The sequence below is a fragment of the Micromonospora sp. NPDC049049 genome, from assembly GCF_040649115.1.
Classification (GTDB): Bacteria; Actinomycetota; Actinomycetes; order Mycobacteriales; family Micromonosporaceae; genus Micromonospora.
The window spans coordinates 32,488-47,128 of the sequence record NZ_JBEZEX010000020.1; the positions used below are offsets into that span (position 1 = coordinate 32,488).

Genomic DNA, 14,641 nt, shown 5'->3' on the forward strand with positions numbered 1-14,641 from the left:
CCTCACTTCGCCGAGCGGCGGACGAGTAGGAAGTTGAACAGCGACACCACGATGATGATCATGAAGATCGCCCAGGCGACCGCGGCTCCGTAGCCGGCGGTGTTCAGGTTCACGATGCCCATCTCGTACATGTACATGGCCAGCGTCTGGAACTCCCGCTGGTTGCCGCCGATGATGTTGCCGTTACCGAAGAGCAGGGGCTCGGTGAAGAGCTGCATGCCGCCGATCGTGGACAGGATGACGACGAAGATGAAGGTGGGCTTGAGCATCGGCAGGGTGATCTGCCAGAACTGTCGCCACGGGCCGGCGCCGTCGATCTCCGCGGCCTCGTAGAGGTCCTTCGGGATGGCCTGCATGCCGGCGAGCAGGATCAAGGTGTTGTACCCGGTCCACCGCCAGTTGACCATGGAGGAGATGGCCGTCCAGGAACTCCACCGGTGCCCGTCCCAGTCGACCGGGTCGACACCGACGAAGCTGAGCAGCCAGTTGAACAGACCGAACTCCCGCTGGAACAGCATCCCGAAGACGATCGCGACCGCGGCCACCGACACCACGTTCGGCATGAAGATGGCCATCCGGAAGAAGGTCTTGGCGCGCAGGAGGGTCCGGTTGAGCAGGTTCGCCAGGAAGAGGGCGAGCAACAACTGCGGGATGGTCGACAGGGCGAAGATGCCGAACGTGTTGACCAGCGCGTTCCAGAAGTACTCGTCGGACACCAGCCGGGTGTAGTTGTCGAAGCCGATGAACGTGTGGTCGCCGATCATGTCCCAGTCGTGCAGCGACATCCAGGCCGTACGCACCATCGGGTACAGCCCGAACACACCGAAGATCAGGAAGAACGGGGCGATGTAGAGGTACGGCGAGTACTTCACATCGAGGCGGTTGAGTAATCTTCCCCGTCGACGTTGGCGATCGACGTCGGGAGAAGGCGGTGCTGCTGGCGACGGCCGTGCCGTCGTGGCCGACAGGCTCATGCGAATTTCCTTTTCCGGCGAGGCCCGGGGGCCCTCGCGCAGGGCGCTACGCGGAGGGGACCGGCCGGTGGCGTCCGGGAAGCCCCGAACGCCACCGGCAGGGAATCACTCAGAAGGCACCCTGAGTCTTTGCGTCCTTCGTGAACTGCTCCCAGGCCTTCGCCTTGTCGGCCTGCCCGTTCTCGAACGCCCGCAGAGCCGGCTCGAGCGCGTTCTCCTTCACCGCCTGGTGCTTCGGGCCCAGGTGGGTCGGCTGGATCTTGGCGACGCTCTCGCCGAAGATCTTGCCGGTCGGCGCGTTGCTGAAGTACTCGTTGGTGTAGCTGATGAACGCCTCGTTCTTCAGCGCCTCCAGGTTCGTGGGCAGCGGGCCCTTGAGCTTGAACGCCTCGACCTGGCTCTTCGCGTTGGTCAGGTACTCGGCGAGCTTCGCCGCCTCGTTCGGGTACTTGCTCTGCGCCGGAACCGCGAGCCACGAGCCGCCCCAGTTACCGCCGCCGCCCGGCACGGACGCGACATCCCACTTGCCCTTGTTGGCCGGACCGGAGTTGTCCGACACGATGCCGAGCATCCACGACGGGCAGAAGGTGGCAGCGAAGGTGCCCTGCTTGAAGCCACCCGACCACTCCGGCGACCAGGTGGACGCCTTGGCGGAGATGTCCGCCATCGAGGTGGCGGTGTCCCAGGCGTTCTTCACCGCGGGGCTGGTGTCCGCGATGATGTTGTCTTCCTTGTCGTAGAACAGGTCACCGTTGCCCTGGAAGAGCACACCGTTGGAGACGGCGGTGATCGAGTCGATGAACGCCTTGCCGCCGCTGCCCTGCTTGTACTTCAGACCGGCGTCGTGGAAGCCCTTCCAGTCCGGCCAGAGCGCCGACACCTGGTCACGCTCGGTGGGCAGGCCGGCCGCCTGGAACAGGTCCTTGCGGTAGCAGACGGCGAGGCTGCCGACGTCGGTCGGCAGGCCGATCAGTCGACCGTCCGGCGCCTTGCCCAGCTCCCACTTCCAGGGCAGGTATTCCTTCGAGTGGTCGGCGACCAGCGGAGTGAGGTCGGCCCAGTTACGCGCGTTGGGCTTGAACTCGTTGAGGATGCCCTCTTCCAGGGCGGTGACGTCCGCCGCGCCCTTGCCGGTGGCCAGGTAGCGGACCAGCTTCGGCCGGTACTCACCGAGCTGCGCGGTCTTGCGCAGCTCGACCTTGATGCCGGTGTCCTTCTCGTACTGCTTGACGAGATCGTCGTAGCCCATCTCGCCGAAGGTGTCGACGACCAACTTGGCGGGCTTCTCGCCGGCCGCTGGCTTGTCGTCGTCGTTGCCGCAGGCCGCGAGTCCGCCGATTGCGGTGATCGCGGCCAGGGCAGCGGCCGCCAGGCGGGTACGCCGCGTGGTGACACTCATGCGCTGACCCCTCTTTCCGGTGGTGAGGCTGGGTGGTTGTGGTGGGGGGTGTCTCATCGCGCTAGGCCGGGGATGCGTGAGTGACCCATGCCACCTCCGGGAGCGCTCCCATGAGATTGCCGGCGGGTAACGGGAGTGTCAATAGGACGTTGGGAGCGTTCCCAGATCGTTACCCCTGACCACTCCCCCCGCACCAACCCCAACCACACCCCCCGCCCCACCGGGTGATCAAGAAGTTTCGGTCAGAAAGCGGAGCCCAGCTGACGCAAACCTCTTGATCGACAACGCTCGGTCGGGGCGCGGCAGGGGTGGGTGGTGGGTGGGGTGGGTGGGGTGGGTGGTGGATCAGCAGAAGTGGCGCAGGAGCGTGGTCGCGCGGGTGGGGTCGAAGCGGGACGGGTCGAAGGTCGGACCCGCCCAGTCCCGCAGCATCGCGTGGCGGGAGCTGACGAGGTCGGCCGTGTCGCTCTCGTCGTCCACGGCTTCCAGGAGCGCCTGGTAGCCCAACGACCCGCCGACACCCTCCGGCGGGCAGGCCCGCTCCCCGGCCACGCAGACCGGGTACCGCTCGTCGGGGTCGGCCGTCAACGCGTCCTCCACGACCAGGTCGTGCTCCCACCAGTCGCCGAAGTCGTACGTGTAGGAGAACCGGCTGCCCTTGCCGAGCACCGCGTCGAGCCGCACGTCCAGCTCGTCGTGCAACCCCAACTCCCCGTCCGCGTCCGGCTCGCCGTACTGCACCGCGTCGATCTCGAACGAGTGCAGGTGGCAGTCCCGCCAACCCATCGCGTGCTGCACCACCCGGTGCAGCCGATCCAGCGTGTAGCCGGCCGGCACGAGAACCCGGCGCCAGACCGGCGGGCGGGTGCCGGCGAGGGACATCTTCAGCTGGAAGATCTGACGCGCCATGCTGTCCTGTCCTCCCGCGGCTTAGGCTGCGAGCATGATCTGCCGAGCGTGCCGGGCCCGGCGACACGACGACTGCCCGGGCCGGAACTGGTGCGACTGCCAGCACCGTACCGCCGAACCCACCCCTCCGGTCACCGGTCCGGCCGACGAATGACCGTCGGAATTCCGATCCGACGGCTCTGGCCCGAGCCGTCGACGCAGCCGCTCGACGACGCCACGCTGACCGCCCTCTACGGCCGCGCCGACGAGCCCCGACTGCGGGTGAACTTCGTGGCCAGCCTGGACGGCGCGGTCACCGTGGACGGCTACTCGGCCGGGCTCTCCGGCGAGCCGGACAAGCGGGTGTTCGGCCTGCTGCGGATGGTCTGCGACGCGCTGGTGGTGGCCGCCGGCACACTGCGCCACGAGAAGTACCGGGCGGTCCGGCTCAACGAGCGCCGCCGGGCCTGGCGTCTGGCCAACGGGCTGGCGGAGTACCCGACGCTGGTGGTCGTCTCGAACTCCCTCGACCTGGACCCGGCGCAGGCCGCCTTCGCCGACGCGCCGACCCGCCCGGTGGTGCTCACCCACGCCGACGCCGATCCCCCGTCCGGTCTCACCGACGTCGCCGACGTGCTTCGCTGCGGCGCCGAGCGGGTCGACCTGGCCGCCGGTCTCGCCGAGCTGCACCGCCGTGGGCTCACCCAACTGCTCTGCGAGGGCGGTCCGCACCTGTTCGGCGCGCTCACCGCCGCCGACCTGGTGGACGAGCTGTGCCTCACCGTCTCGCCGCTGCTGGCCGGGGCCGGCCCCGGCCGGATCACCGCCGGCGACACCGCACCGCCCCGGCACCTGCCACTGCGCCACGTGCTCGCCTCCGACGACGGCGTCCTGATGCTCCGCCACGCCCGCCCGTGAGACCTCAGTCGGTGAGCACCGCCCCGGGAGCCCACGGGATCCGGTAGCGCTGGCCGTCGGCGGTGCTCGCCCAGACCTGCACCTCGTCGTACGGCTCGGCGGCGACCACCTCGGCCACCGCGCCGCGCGGTGCCGCGCCGAGGGGATGCGACACGCCGTCGGCGACGACCTCGACGGTACGCCCCTGCGGAGCCTGGACCAGGACGTAGAGCCGACCGCCGGAGCGCCGGGCCACGGCCACGCCCAGCCCGCTGCCGGTGGATCGGACGGCTGCGCAGACCGCGTCACCATCGACGCAGGCCAGGTCGTACGAGAGGTAGTCGAGCAACCGGCGCGGACCGCCCCCGTCCGGGGTGATCAGCACCTCGGCCGCCTGTCCCCCGGCGGCCCGCTCCTCGGCGCGCGGCTCCCGTCGCAGCAGCACCAGCGTCTCCGTCCCGATCCGGCCGACGGCGACGACCTGCGCCTGCGTCACCGGTCGACCGTCGGAACCGACGATCCCGGTCGGGACGTCGGCAGCCGCGTTCGACGCGGTGCCCCCGCCCTCGCTGCCGCCACCGCGACCGGCCGGTCCCAGTTGCGGGAGCAGCAGTGCCCCAGCGGCGACCACCACGGTCACCGTGCCGCCCGAGAGCAGCAGACGCCGACGGCGACGCGCCCGGCTTCTCGTGACGACCCGTTGGGCGAGACCGGGTGGCAGCTCCACTGTCGCGACGGCGTGGTCGAGCAGGGCCGCCACCTCGTTGTCACGCATGGTTCTCCTCCGCGAGGTCGAGGTCGAGTGGGGGAACACCGGCCGCCTCCAGTCGGGCCCGCAGGCGGCGCAGACCACGCGAAGCCTGGCTCTTCACCGAGCCCACCGAACATTCCAGTTCGGCGGCAGCCTCCGCCTCGGAGAAACCGAGCCAGTACCGGACCACCACCACCGCCCGCATCCGCGGTGGAAGCTCCCGCAGCGCCGTCAGCAGCAACTCCCGGTCGTCGACCCGGGTCATCTCATCCTGCTGCGGCACCGCCTCTGGAAGACCGGCGACCCGACGTCGGTTCCACGGGGAGCGCCACCGGCTGACCAATCGGTTGGTCATGGCGCGACGCAGGTAGGCCTCCGGCTGCCGTTGCCGGACCACGTGCCAGCGCGGGTACGCCTGCTCCAGCACCTCCTGCAACAGGTCCTCGGCGTCCGCCCGCTGCCCGGTGATCAGTACGGCGAAGCGGAGCAGTCGCGGGCCGCTCGTCGCGACGAAGGCGCCGAAGTCGTCATTCATACGTGCTCCATGCCTAGGTAACGCGCCCGGTACCCCGGGAGTTGAGTCCGGACCTCGCGCGGTGCACGCCAACACGACTCCCGCCCACCTCATGCGCTCGGTCGAACACCCAGCGTCATGAGTGTGACGGCGCATGGTGTCGTCCGCCGCGTCGCGTGGCGACCTGTCGTACTCCTCGGGCAGGATGCACTGCATGCGCGCCGACCGTGATGCCCGACCGACCCGAGCCGCCCGATGACCGACGCCGAGCTCGACAGCCCGGGCGGCGTGGTCGGCCGCGTGCTGGGCACCGCCGACGCCACCCCGTTGCAGTTCTGGACGGCCGTCGCCCCGGGCAGTTACCTCCAGCTCGACGACGTGGTGGTCACCCGGCGCGAGCTGCCGGACCGGGAGCCGGTGACGATCGCCGGGGTGGTCACCCAGGTCCGCGCTCGGCACGAGGGCGCCCAGTTCGAGTCCGACGTGTTCGCCATCGCCGACGGCACCCTGCCCGCGCAGGTGCAGGAGGCGGCCGAGGTGACCACCACCCGGGTCGATCCGGAGCTGTATGTGCCGCCGACACCGGGCGCTGTGGTGCACCGGGCCGAGGGTGACGCCCGGGCCCGCGCGCTGCACTTCGACCGGATGGAGCGGCGCATCCCGATGGGGATGGGTCGGGACGGGGTCCCGGTCTACCTCAACGCCGACTTCCTCGACGGCAGCCGGGGCGCGCACGTCTCGATCTCCGGCATCTCCGGGGTGGCCACCAAGACCAGCTTCGCCACCTTCCTGCTCTACTCGGTGTTCCGCTCCGGCGTGCTGGGCGGCGACGCGGTCAACGCCAAGGCGCTGATCTTCAACGTCAAGGGCGAGGATCTGCTCTTCCTCGACCACCCGAACACCCGCCTCGACGAGCCCACCCGCGCCGCGTACGCGAAGCTCGGGTTGAGCGCTGGTGCCTTCCCCGACGTGCGGGTGTACGCCCCGCCCCGGGTCGGTGACTCGGCCGGCACGCCGGATGTGAGCAGCCGGCTCACCGGGGTCGACGCGTTCTACTGGACATTGAGCGAGTTCTGCACCGACCGCCTGCTGCCGTACGTCTTCGCCGACGCCGACGACGAGCGCCAGCAGTACACGATGGTGGTCCACTCGGTGGCCGCGCACCTGGCCCGCTACGCCCAGCCCGCCGACGGCGGAGTGAGCATCGACGGGGTGCGGCTCGGCTCCTACGGCGATCTGGTCGACCACATCGTCGATCAGCTCAACGACGACGAGACCCGCTCCGACTGGGCGGGTAGCGCTGTGGGGCTGGGGACCGTCAACGCGTTCGCCCGGCGGTTGATCGGCAGCAAGAAGGACCTGGCCCGGCTGATCCGTGGCGACCTCGCCACCCGCCGCCCCCACTCCATCAACACGAGCGAGTCGGCCCAGGTGACAGTGGTCGACCTGCACAACCTTCCCGACCGCGCGCAGCGGTTCGTGGTCGGCGTGACGCTCAAGAGCGAGTTCGAGCGCAAGGAGAAGTCGGGCACCGCCAAGCCGCTGCTCTTCGTCGTCCTCGACGAGCTCAACAAGTACGCCCCCCGGGAGGGCTCCTCGCCGATCAAGGAGGTCCTGCTGGACATCGCCGAGCGGGGCCGCTCGCTCGGGGTGATCCTGATCGGCGCGCAGCAGACGGCGAGCGAGGTGGAGCGGCGAATCGTCACCAACTCGGCGATCCGGGTGGTCGGCCGGCTCGACCCGGCCGAGGCGTCCCGCCCGGAGTACGGCTTCCTGCCGCCCGCGCAGCGCCAGCGGGCGTTGCTGGCCAAGCCGGGCACCATGTTCGTCAACCAGCCGGACATCCCGGTGCCGCTCTGCCTGGAGTTCCCGTTCCCGGCCTGGGCCACCCGGGTCTCCGAGGCGGGCCGGGCACCATCGGAGACGCTGCGCTCGATCACCCAGTCCGCCGACCCGTTCGCCGTGGTGGGCTCCGGCGGCGGCACCGACGACGACATCCCGTTCTAGCTAGGGGCCGGCACAGCCATGAAGATCCTGCACACCTCCGACTGGCACGTGGGAAAGGTGCTCAAGGGGCAGTCCCGGGCCGACGAGCACAAGGCCGTGCTGGCCGGGGTGATCGAGATCGCCCGTGCGGAACAGCCGGATCTGGTGATCGTCGCCGGTGACCTCTATGACACCGCCGCGCCCAGCTCGGAGGCCACCCGCCTGGTCACCAGGGCGTTGACGGCGTTGCGGCGTACCGGCGCGGACGTGGTGGCGATCGGCGGCAACCACGACAACGGCCCGGCGCTGGACGCGTTGCGTCCGTGGGCCGACGCCGCCGGCATCACGTTGCGCGGCGGGGTGCGGGAAAACCCGGACGAGCACGTCATCGACGGCACCACCGCCGGTGGCGAGCGGTGGCGGCTGGCCGCGTTGCCGTTCCTGTCCCAGCGGTACGCGGTGCGCGCGTTGGAGATGTACGAGCTGACCGCCGCGGAGACCAACCAGACGTACGCCGACCACCTGGGCCGGGTGCTGGGGCGACTCACCGAGGGTTTCACCGAGCCGGACCGGGTGCACCTGGTCACCGCGCACCTGACGGTGACCGGCGCGACCACCGGCGGCGGCGAACGCGACGCGCACACGGTGCTGGGCTACGCGGTTCCGGCCACGGTGTTCCCGGCCACCGCGCACTACGTGGCGCTGGGCCACCTGCACCGGGCGCAGCGGGTCGTCGGCCCCTGCCCGGTGCGCTACAGCGGCAGCCCGCTCGCTGTCGATTTCGGTGAGCAGGAGAACGTCCCCTCCGTGACGATTGTCGAGGTGACGGCCAGCACCGCCGCCCGGGTGCGGGAGGTGCCGGTGACGGCGGCGAGCGCGCTGCGGACGGTGCGCGGCACCCTGGAGCAGCTCGCCGAGATCGAGACACCGGACGCGTGGCTGCGGGTGTACGTGCGGGAGCAACCCCGCGCCGGCCTGCGCGAGGAGATCCAGGAGCTGCTCCCCCGGGCCCTGGAGATCCGGATCGACCCGGAGCTGTTGGCCGCGCCGGGCAGCGGCGCGCGCATCGCGCAGCGGTCGGGGCGTTCGCCCCGGGAGTTGTTCGCCGACTACCTGGACAGCCGGGGTCACGCCGACGAGGGTGTCCAGGAGCTCTTCGACGAGCTTTTCGAGGAGGTCGAGCACTGATGCGTCCGATGCGGTTGGACATGGCCGGCTTCACGGTCTTCCGGGACGAGACCACTGTCGACTTCACCGACGCCGATTTCTTCGCGCTGATCGGCCCCACCGGTTCGGGCAAGTCGACGGTGCTGGACGCGATCTGCTTCGTCCTCTACGGCATGGTGCCCCGCTGGGGTGGTGCCCGGGGGTTGGCGAACGCGCTCGCGCCGTCGGCGACCGAGGCGCGGGTGCGGTTGGTCTTCGAGTCCGGCGGCGCCCGTTACGTGGCGACCCGGGTGGTCCGCCGGGACGGCCGGGGCAACGTGAAGACCGCGAACGCCGGGTTGCAGCTGATGCCGGCCGGTTTTGACGTGACCAAACTGGACACCGGTCTGAGCCCGGACGACCTCGGCGAGGTGGTGGCCGGCACCCCCGCCGAGATGGAGCAGGCGGTGCTGGAGGCGGTCGGGCTGCCGTACGAGCAGTTCACCAGCTGTGTGGTGCTGCCACAGGGGCAGTTCGCCGACTTCCTGCACGCCAAGCCGGCGACCCGGCAGCAGATCCTGGTCAACCTGCTGGGCCTCGGCGTCTACGAGGACGTCCAGAAGAAGGCGACGGCACGCGCCGCGCAGGCGGAGGCCCGGCTGGAGGCGGTCGACCAGGTGCTCGCCGGGTTGACCGGCGTGGACGACGAGGCGTTGGCCGAGGCCGACGCCCGGGTGGAGCGGATGGCCGAGCTGGCGGCGGCGGTGGCCGAGGCGGTGCCGGAGCTGGCGGCGGCCCGGGTCACCGCACGGGAGGCCGCGGCGGCGTTGACCGCGCTGGACGACGAGCTCACAGTGCTGACCGGGGTGCGCGCGCCGGGTGGGGTGACCGCTGTCGCCCGCGCGGTCGCCGCGGCGCGGGCCGACGCCGAGGCGGCGGCGGCCGGGGTGTCGCTGGCCGAGGAGCGGGAGGACAAGCTGCGCGGCGAGCTGGCCGCCGCCGGTGACGAGAGCGCGCTGCGACTGCAACTGCGGGCGTACGACGATCGGGATCGGCTGTCCGGTGAGGCCGAGACGGTCCGGGCGACGGTGCGCGCGGCGAATGACGAGCACACCGCCGCGGTGGCGGCGCTGGCCGCCGCACGGGTGGTCGCCGAGCGGGCCGACGCCGAGCTGGAGGCGGCCTTCCGGGCGCACGAGGAGGCGAAGGCCACCGATCTGGCGGTGAGCCTGCGGGTGCACCTGCATGCCGGTGCGGCGTGCCCGGTGTGCGAGCAGCCGGTGGCCGAGGTGCCGGCGGTGCCGGCCGATTCGGCGGTGGCCGCCGCGACGGCGGCGGGCAAGGCGGCGCGGGCCGCTTCCAAGGCCGCGCAGGCGACGGTGCAGGAGCGGGACACGGCGGCGCGGGAGCTGGAGCGGCTGCTGGTGCAGGCGCGAGCGCGCCAGGAGCAGATGGAGGCCCGGCTGGCCGAGCTGGACGGGCAGCTCTCCAGCGCGGCCGAGCCGGCCGTGCTGCGCCGGGAGTTGGCCGAGCATGCCCGGTTGCGGCGCGCGCTGGAGGAGGCGGCGACAGCGGTCCGGGCCGGCCGTGAGGCCGCTCGGCAGGCCCGGGCCGGGGTGGACGCCGCCGAGGAGCGGCTGCGGGCGGCGTGGCGGGCCTTCGACACCGCCCGTGACGGTTTGGCCCGGTTCGGCCCTCCGGCGACCGACCGGGACGACGTGGCCGCCGCGTGGGCGGCGCTGACCGGGTGGGCGACCACCGAGGCGGACCTCCGGCGCGCCGAGCGGGCCGGCCGGGCCGACGCCGTCGCGGAGGCCGAGTCGGTGGCCGACGGGGTGCAGCGGGGCATCGCTGGCATCTTCGCCGCCGCCGACGTGCCGGTCGGGGACGACCCGGTGCACGCGGCGACGGTGGCGGTGGAGCGGGCCGACGCCGACCGGCGGCGGCTGCACGAGCGTCGCGAGCAGGCCGGTACGTTGCGCGAGCAGCGGGCGGGCCACGAGCGGGAGGCGCAGGTGGCGCGCGCGCTCGCCGGGCACCTGCGGGCCAACAACTTCGAGCGGTGGTTGCTGGCCGAGGCGTTGGACCTGCTCGTCGACGGCGCGTCGGGGATCCTGCGGGAGCTTTCCTCCGGTCAGTACGAGCTGGTGCACGACAAGGGCGAGTTCGTGGTGGTCGACCACCACGACGCGGGGTTGCGCCGGGGTGTGCGCACCCTCTCCGGCGGTGAGACGTTCCAGGCGTCGCTGGCGTTGGCGTTGGCGCTCTCCGAGCAGTTGGCCGGCATGTCGACAACGGCGGCGAGCCTGGAGTCGATCGTCCTGGACGAGGGTTTCGGCACGCTCGACGCCGCCACCTTGGACACGGTGGCGGCGACCCTGGAGAACCTGGCGGCCCGGGGCGATCGGATGGTCGGTGTGGTCACCCACGTGCCGGCGCTGGCCGAGCGGATCCCGGTCCGGTTCGAGGTGCGCAAGGACGCGCGCTCGTCACGCATCGAACGGACCGGCCGGTGAGCGCGGGGAGTGCGGCGCACGGGAGCAGCGCAGTCGCTGACGAGGGGCCGGCCCGGTGAGCGACGCCGCGTTCTTCGTGGATTCGTGGGATCCGGCGTACGGGGCGTCGTTCGAGGCGTCGACCGCCGGGCCGGCAGCGCCGAGCAGCGCCCAGGTCGACGCGGACGTGGAGTTGCCCGCCGTGGACTGGCGGGCGATCGGGGTACGCCCCGGGGTGCGGGCGCCGGACGTGGTGTTGCTCGTCGACGGGGTTCGGCGCATCGACGCCAGCATCTGGACGGCGGAGACCGACGGTCTGTCGTTCCCCGGGTTGGCCGCCTCGTACGCGGCCGGGGTGGTCCGGTGTGACCTGGGGCGGGGTGCGGCGCAGTTGGCGGGTACCCGGGTTGGTCGGGGCCTGTTCACAGCGAGCCCGTCGGCGCAGGACGTGGTGGCGGGCGCGATCCGTTACCCGGTGCACCGGGTGGGTGGCACCGGTGAGCTGGCGAAGTTGCCGGCCGCCGTGCAGGGCCCGCTGACCGCGTTGGAGGTGGCGGTGTCCGACGCCGCCCGGGTCGACGGTGACCTGTTGGTGGTGGACGGCCCGCTGCGCAGTCGTCGGCAGTTGCCGCGCACCCTGGGCTACATCAAGACGCAGCACAGTCAGTACCTGGACGCCCGGCTGACCGCTGTGGTGACGGGTATGGCATCGGGTGAGCGTTCCCCGGTGTTCCGGCTCGGCACCGCCTGGGGCGGTTGGTCGTGGTATTTGCGGCTGCCGGTGGCGACCGGCGCGCCGTGGGCGGGCATCGTTCGGGTGGAGTGCTCCGCCGACCTGCCCGTCGAGGCGGCGATCGAGCTGGCCGACCTGTCGCTGGTGACCCTGCCGCGCTTCGCCTCCACCCCGTACAAGGATCCGCGGGCCCCGCAGAACCTGATCCCGATCGCCGGCCTGGAGCGCCGACTGCGGGCCCTGCTCGGCGATTCCCGGCTGCTGCACCGTGCGTTGACCGCCGCGGCCCGCGCCGCCCGATGAGCGCGGACACTGGTTCCGATGGGGCGTAAACGGGCGGGTGACCGTGTGGTCGAGCAGGTGGACACCGGGCTGGCGGAGTTGGTGCCGGATCCGGACCGGGCCGGCTCGTGGACGCTGCTGCTGGACGGCGCGCCGCAGTCGCACGTCGACCTGACCGATCCCACCCACCTCGAGTTCGAGTACGTGCGGCGGTTGGCTGCCGCTGTGGATCTGCTCGCGCCGGCCGGTGAGCCGTTGCGGGTGCTGCATCTTGGTGGCGGCGCGCTGACCCTGCCCCGGTACGTCTCCGCCACCAGACCCGGGTCGACCCAGCGGGTGTCCGAGGTGGACGGCGCGCTGGTTGAGCTGGTCCGTCGGGCGTTGCCGTGGCCGTCGGACGCCCGGTTGCGGGTCCGGGTGGAGGACGCCAGGGCGGTGCTCGCGTCCACCCGGGAGGCCAGCTACGACGTGGTGGTCGCCGACGTGTTCGCCGGTGCGCGTACGCCGGCCCACCTCACGTCGGTGGAGTACGCCGCCGAGGTGGCCCGGGTGCTCCGCCCCGCCGGTTGGTACCTGGCGAACCTGGCCGACGGCCCGCCGTTGCGGCACGCCCGTGGGCAGGTCGCCACGGTCCGTTCGGTGCTGCCGCAGGCCTGCCTGGTCGGGGACGCGGCGGTGCTGCGTGGGCGCCGGTACGGCAATCTGGTGCTGGTCGCCGGGCGGTCTACACCGCCGGTGCCGGAGCTGACCAGACGCGCCGCCGGCGACTGGTTCCCCGGCCGGGTGGTGGCCGGCGACGACCTGGACCGCTTCGTCGGTGGCGCGCAGGTGGTTCGGGACGCGGACGCCACCGGCTCCGATCCGCCACCGCCGGGGCTGTTCTCGGTACGCCGCTGACCGTCCACCCGACAGCGGTGGGGAAGTTTTTTCGTCGTTTGTTGATCCGCTGGGGCAGGCGCTGCGTACCACCGGGCGGCCCACCTCGTGGGCTGGCGTTGGTCACGGACATCCCGGAGGTCTGCATGCACGCGGTGGCGGCCGGTTGGCATGGCGACGCGGTACGCGCTGACTGGTTGTCGGCGCGACCCTCGTCACGGTCGACCTCGTCTGCCCGAGGGGTCGACGCACGGGCGTCGACTCGCCAGAATGGTCCGGTGACGCCGCGACCGGCGCCCGGACGCCATCAGGCGACGACAACCGAGGCCAGCCACTCCGACCAGTTGATCCGTCAGCTCTACGCCGAACACGCCGGCCCGTTGCTGATGTTCGTCATGCGCCTCACCGGGGGGGACCGGCAGCGCGCGGAGGACATCGTCCAGGAGACGCTGCTGCGTGCCTGGCGCAACGCGCACCGGCTGGGCACGCAGGGGCAGGGCTCGTTGCGGCCGTGGTTGGTGACTGTGGCCCGCCGCATCGCCATCGACGAGCACCGCAGCCAGGAGGCCCGGCCGCCGGAGACGTACGACCGGGACCTCACCGCGTTCGCCGAGGCGGACAGCACCGACCGGGTCCTGCGCACCATGACGGTGGCGGACGCGCTGCGTACGCTCAGTCAGTCGCACCGGGAGATTCTGATCTCGACGTACTTCCGGGGGCGGACGGTGCCGGAGGCAGCCGAGGAGTTGGGCCTGCCGCTCGGCACCGCCAAGTCGAGGGTCTACTACGCGCTGCGCGCGCTGCGCACGGCTCTGCAGGAGCGGGGGGTGACAGAATGAGCCGGCCGGACCACATGGACGTCGCGGCGTACGCGCTCGGTGTGCTCGACGAGCAGGACACTGAGCGGTTCGAGGAACATCTCGCCACCTGCTGGGCGTGCGCGGCCGAGTTGGAGACGATGGTGCCGGTCGTCGGGCTGCTCTCCGACATCGACGGCGAGACGATGATGGCGCTGGAACAGACGGCGACCGACCCGGCCCTGCTGGACCGGACGCTCGGCGCGGTCCGGGCCGACCGGCGACGTAGCCGGTTTCGTCACATGCTCGCGACGGCCGCCGCGGTGGTGGTCTTCGGCGGTCTGACCGGGTACGGCTTCGTCAGCGTGACCGCCAACGATCAACCGCCGGGGGTGCTCGCCGAGTCGACGCCGAGCGCGCCCAACGACCCTCCGACGAGCGTGCCGACGGCCGCGCCGAGCGGCCCGGGTGTGGGCGGCACCGAGGTGGAGGGCGACCAGGTCGAGGCGACCGACCCGACCACCGGTGTGCAGACCACCATGTTCCTGGTGACCAAGGACTACGGCACCCGGATCAATTTCAGCCTGCGGAAGCTGCCCGGCCCACGCGTCTGCCGACTGGTGGTCGTACGCAAGAACGCCACCACCGAGGTCATCTCAACCTGGTCGGTGCCGGAGGGCGGCTATGGCACCAACACCCGGCCGCAGGGTCTCGAACTGAGCGCCTCGACGTCGGCTCTGCCGAAGGACATCAAGCAGCTCCAGGTGCAGTCGGTGGATGCCAACGGCGTGGCGAGTCCGCTGGTCACCGTACCCATGTAAGCGCGCCTACCGCATCGGCGCCGGTCATTGTCACAATGGCCGGCGCCGATCTGTCGTTACGTGAGGGTCCCTCGCGGGTGCG

At 71.6% G+C, this 14,641-nt stretch carries 13 protein-coding genes; 8 read left to right on the forward strand and 5 right to left on the reverse strand.

Annotated features, from left to right (window positions below):
- Positions 1-2: 2 nt before the first annotated feature.
- The 3 genes from AB0B68_RS20720 to AB0B68_RS20730 form a co-directional block, all read right to left on the reverse strand.
- Positions 3-974 carry a sugar ABC transporter permease gene (locus AB0B68_RS20720; RefSeq protein ID WP_357206988.1) on the reverse strand — a complete coding sequence of 324 codons (972 nt, stop codon included), beginning with the start codon at positions 972-974 and terminating at the stop codon, positions 3-5.
- Between the two features lie 109 nt (positions 975-1,083).
- On the reverse strand, positions 1,084-2,373 hold the full coding sequence (locus tag AB0B68_RS20725) for an extracellular solute-binding protein (protein WP_357206986.1): 1,290 nt from the start codon (positions 2,371-2,373) through the stop codon (positions 1,084-1,086).
- A 345-nt stretch (positions 2,374-2,718) separates the two neighbouring features.
- Positions 2,719-3,282 (reverse strand): plasmid pRiA4b ORF-3 family protein, encoded by a 564-nt coding sequence (locus AB0B68_RS20730; RefSeq protein WP_357206984.1) that lies wholly within the window; start codon positions 3,280-3,282, stop codon positions 2,719-2,721.
- Between the two features lie 150 nt (positions 3,283-3,432).
- Between AB0B68_RS20730 and AB0B68_RS20735 the strand changes: the two genes are divergently transcribed.
- Positions 3,433-4,179 (forward strand): pyrimidine reductase family protein, encoded by a 747-nt coding sequence (locus AB0B68_RS20735; RefSeq protein WP_357261845.1) that lies wholly within the window; start codon positions 3,433-3,435, stop codon positions 4,177-4,179.
- A gap of 4 nt (positions 4,180-4,183) precedes the next feature.
- Here the strand turns inward: AB0B68_RS20735 and AB0B68_RS20740 are convergent, their stop codons facing one another.
- Both AB0B68_RS20740 and AB0B68_RS20745 read right to left on the reverse strand, forming a co-directional pair.
- Positions 4,184-4,933, reverse strand: a complete 750-nt coding sequence (locus AB0B68_RS20740; protein WP_357206982.1) for a hypothetical protein — start codon at positions 4,931-4,933, stop codon at positions 4,184-4,186.
- Positions 4,926-5,444 carry a SigE family RNA polymerase sigma factor gene (locus tag AB0B68_RS20745; RefSeq protein ID WP_357206980.1) on the reverse strand — a complete coding sequence of 173 codons (519 nt, stop codon included), beginning with the start codon at positions 5,442-5,444 and terminating at the stop codon, positions 4,926-4,928. The genes AB0B68_RS20740 and AB0B68_RS20745 overlap by 8 nt, the downstream gene beginning before the upstream one ends.
- 234 nt (positions 5,445-5,678) lie before the next feature.
- Here AB0B68_RS20745 and AB0B68_RS20750 point away from each other — a divergent pair, with 234 nt between their 5' ends.
- The 7 genes from AB0B68_RS20750 to AB0B68_RS20780 all read left to right on the forward strand — a co-directional run bounded on the left by AB0B68_RS20750 (position 5,679) and on the right by AB0B68_RS20780 (position 14,559).
- Positions 5,679-7,430 carry an ATP-binding protein gene (locus tag AB0B68_RS20750; protein ID WP_355009400.1) on the forward strand — a complete coding sequence of 584 codons (1,752 nt, stop codon included), beginning with the start codon at positions 5,679-5,681 and terminating at the stop codon, positions 7,428-7,430.
- 18 nt (positions 7,431-7,448) lie between these two features.
- Positions 7,449-8,597 (forward strand): exonuclease SbcCD subunit D, encoded by a 1,149-nt coding sequence (locus AB0B68_RS20755; RefSeq protein WP_357261849.1) that lies wholly within the window; start codon positions 7,449-7,451, stop codon positions 8,595-8,597.
- Complete coding sequence (locus AB0B68_RS20760; protein ID WP_357261853.1) at positions 8,597-11,071, forward strand: SMC family ATPase; 2,475 nt, start codon at positions 8,597-8,599, stop codon at positions 11,069-11,071. Before AB0B68_RS20755 ends, AB0B68_RS20760 begins: the two co-directional genes overlap by 1 nt.
- Before the next feature lie 55 nt (positions 11,072-11,126).
- Complete coding sequence (locus AB0B68_RS20765; RefSeq protein ID WP_355009397.1) at positions 11,127-12,086, forward strand: hypothetical protein; 960 nt, start codon at positions 11,127-11,129, stop codon at positions 12,084-12,086.
- Positions 12,087-12,104: 18 nt separating this feature from the next.
- Positions 12,105-12,962, forward strand: coding sequence for a fused MFS/spermidine synthase (locus AB0B68_RS20770; RefSeq protein WP_357201467.1), 858 nt, complete (start codon positions 12,105-12,107; stop codon positions 12,960-12,962).
- 125 nt (positions 12,963-13,087) lie between these two features.
- On the forward strand, positions 13,088-13,780 hold the full coding sequence (locus tag AB0B68_RS20775; protein WP_030488630.1) for a sigma-70 family RNA polymerase sigma factor: 693 nt from the start codon (positions 13,088-13,090) through the stop codon (positions 13,778-13,780).
- On the forward strand, positions 13,777-14,559 hold the full coding sequence (locus tag AB0B68_RS20780; RefSeq protein WP_357201463.1) for a zf-HC2 domain-containing protein: 783 nt from the start codon (positions 13,777-13,779) through the stop codon (positions 14,557-14,559). The genes AB0B68_RS20775 and AB0B68_RS20780 overlap by 4 nt, the downstream gene beginning before the upstream one ends.
- Positions 14,560-14,641 lie beyond the last annotated feature (82 nt).

Coding starts and splice junctions, on each gene's coding strand:
- AB0B68_RS20740 (WP_357206982.1), bottom strand. CDS start 4,933: ATGCGTGACAACGAGGTGGCGGCCCTGCTCGACCACGCCGTCGCGACA.
- AB0B68_RS20720 (WP_357206988.1), bottom strand. CDS start 974: ATGAGCCTGTCGGCCACGACGGCACGGCCGTCGCCAGCAGCACCGCCT.
- AB0B68_RS20770 (WP_357201467.1), top strand. CDS start 12,105: ATGGGGCGTAAACGGGCGGGTGACCGTGTGGTCGAGCAGGTGGACACC.
- AB0B68_RS20775 (WP_030488630.1), top strand. CDS start 13,088: ATGCACGCGGTGGCGGCCGGTTGGCATGGCGACGCGGTACGCGCTGAC.
- AB0B68_RS20745 (WP_357206980.1), bottom strand. CDS start 5,444: ATGAATGACGACTTCGGCGCCTTCGTCGCGACGAGCGGCCCGCGACTG.
- AB0B68_RS20730 (WP_357206984.1), bottom strand. CDS start 3,282: ATGGCGCGTCAGATCTTCCAGCTGAAGATGTCCCTCGCCGGCACCCGC.
- AB0B68_RS20755 (WP_357261849.1), top strand. CDS start 7,449: ATGAAGATCCTGCACACCTCCGACTGGCACGTGGGAAAGGTGCTCAAG.
- AB0B68_RS20750 (WP_355009400.1), top strand. CDS start 5,679: ATGACCGACGCCGAGCTCGACAGCCCGGGCGGCGTGGTCGGCCGCGTG.
- AB0B68_RS20760 (WP_357261853.1), top strand. CDS start 8,597: ATGCGTCCGATGCGGTTGGACATGGCCGGCTTCACGGTCTTCCGGGAC.
- AB0B68_RS20780 (WP_357201463.1), top strand. CDS start 13,777: ATGAGCCGGCCGGACCACATGGACGTCGCGGCGTACGCGCTCGGTGTG.
- AB0B68_RS20735 (WP_357261845.1), top strand. CDS start 3,433: ATGACCGTCGGAATTCCGATCCGACGGCTCTGGCCCGAGCCGTCGACG.
- AB0B68_RS20725 (WP_357206986.1), bottom strand. CDS start 2,373: ATGAGTGTCACCACGCGGCGTACCCGCCTGGCGGCCGCTGCCCTGGCC.